The following is a 2,360-nucleotide window of genomic DNA, read 5'->3' on the forward strand; positions in this document are numbered from 1 at the left end:
TGACCAATGTGAACGGCACGGGCGCAGCGGCCACGGACACTTCGACCAAAGCTACCGCAACACCATCGGGATATACCGTGGCGATTGTTCAGGATCCTATCAATGCGGGCAATGCGACAGCGGTAAGCTTCACTTTTTCGGGTGCCGTAATCGGTACGACCTACAATTATACGTTCACCAGTAGTGGCGGCGGTACCCCTGTAACGGGAACCGGCACCGTGGCATCCGCTGGTCAGACGATATCCGGGATCAACCTGAGCGGATTGGGCGATGGCACGATTACCCTGAGCGCTACCTTGACCAATGTGAACGGCACGGGCGCAGCGGCCACGGACACTTCGACCAAAGCTACCGCAACACCATCGGGATATACCGTGGCGATTGTTCAGGATCCTATCAATGCGGGCAATGCGACAGCGGTAAGCTTCACTTTTTCGGGTGCCGTAATCGGTACGACCTACAATTATACGTTCACCAGTAGTGGCGCAGGCACCCCTGTAACGGGAACCGGCACCGTGGCATCCGCTGGTCAGACGATATCCGGGATCAACCTGAGCGGATTGGGCGATGGCACGATTACCCTGAGCGCTACCCTGACCAATGTGAACGGCACGGGCGCAGCGGCCACGGACACTTCGACCAAAGCTACCGCAACACCATCGGGATATACCGTGGCGATTGTTCAGGATCCTATCAATGCGGGCAATGCGACAGCGGTAAGCTTCACTTTTTCGGGTGCCGTAATCGGTACGACCTACAATTATACGTTCACCAGTAGTGGCGGTGGTACCCCTGTAACGGGAACCGGCACCGTGGCATCCGCTGGTCAGACGATATCCGGGATCAACCTGAGCGGGTTGGGCGATGGGACGATCACCTTGAGTGCCACCTTGACCAATGTGAACGGCACGGGCGCAGCGGCCACGGACACTTCGACCAAAGCTACCGCAACACCATCGGGATATACCGTGGCTATAAACCAAGATCCCATCAACTCGGGCAATGAGACAGCGGTAAGCTTTACTTTTTCGGGTGCCGTAATCGGTACGACCTACAATTATACGTTCACCAGTAGTGGCGGTGGTACCCCTGTAACGGGAACCGGCACCGTGGCATCCGCTGGTCAGACGATATCCGGGATCAACCTGAGCGGATTGGGCGATGGCACGATCACCTTGAGCGCTACCCTGACCAATGTGAACGGCACTGGTGCAGCGGCTACGGACACCTCTACCAAGGCCACCGATGCGATTAGTATCGGCGATGTCACTTTGGCTGAGGGCGATTCGGGCACAACGGCATTTACATTTACGGTCAGCGTGGTTGGCGGTAGTAATGCTGGAGTGAACATCGGCTTCAACTATAACACGGCCAATGGGACCGCGACCTTGGCGGACAGTGATTATGTTCAAGTGATCAATGGCAGTGGTACGATATCGGCGGGCACTTCCAGTACAACGATAACCGTGAACGTCAACGGGGATACCGATGTGGAGGGCAACGAGAACTTTTTGGTCAACCTGAGCGCACCGGTCAATGCGACGATAACCGATGGCCAAGGACAAGGCACGATCACCAATGACGATTCTTCAACCATAAGTATTAATGACCCGACACCTGTAAACGAAGGCAATTCAGGGACTTCGACGCTGAATTTTACGGTGAGCATTGATGCTTCCGATTCTGGGAATCCTGTAACGGTTGATTATACGATTAGCGGAGGGAATGAGGACGGTGACATCGGTACTTTGACCTTTCCTACAGGTACGGCGATACTTTCGCAAACCGTTGCCGTGACTACCGATGGCGACACTGTGGTTGAGGCTGATGAGCTTATAAGTGTAACCTTAAGCAACCCCAGTACCAATGCGAATATTAGTACAGTTGACGATGTGGGTTCAAGCAGTTTTACCGATGATGATTCTGCCGGGGTAGTTATTAATGATATTTCGGTGAATGAGGAAGATGGTACGGCGACATTTACGATTACCTTAAACGGTAGTACATTATTAGGTACAACTGTTAGTTATCAAACATCAAATGGTACTGCAGTTGCCGGGGAAGACTATACCACTACTTCCGGAACGGTAACTTTTGGAATAGGAACGGATCAAACCAGGACCATTGATATTCCATTACTGGACGATACCTCATTGGAATCTACGGAAGATTTCTTTGTTGATCTTACAAATTCTTCCAGTGCATTTATTACTATTGTCGATAATCGGGGCATTGCAATCATAACCGATGACGACAATTGTGCCCCAGCGCCCATTTTGAACAGTGCCGTGCAAACGGCATTTTGTGGCACCTTTACCTATGATGATGGCACTCCGATGAGTCTTAATGATTATACCGAT

The 2,360-nt window shown here is 52.1% G+C and carries 1 protein-coding gene; it reads left to right on the top strand.

Annotated elements, in window-relative coordinates; all coding sequences use genetic code 11:
- Positions 1-2,360 (top strand): beta strand repeat-containing protein (locus tag HPE63_RS18435; RefSeq protein ID WP_188315777.1); only part of this gene is annotated, 2,360 nt, incomplete at both ends.

This window comes from Maribacter arenosus, assembly GCF_014610845.1.
Classification (GTDB): Bacteria; Bacteroidota; Bacteroidia; order Flavobacteriales; family Flavobacteriaceae; genus Maribacter_A; species Maribacter_A arenosus.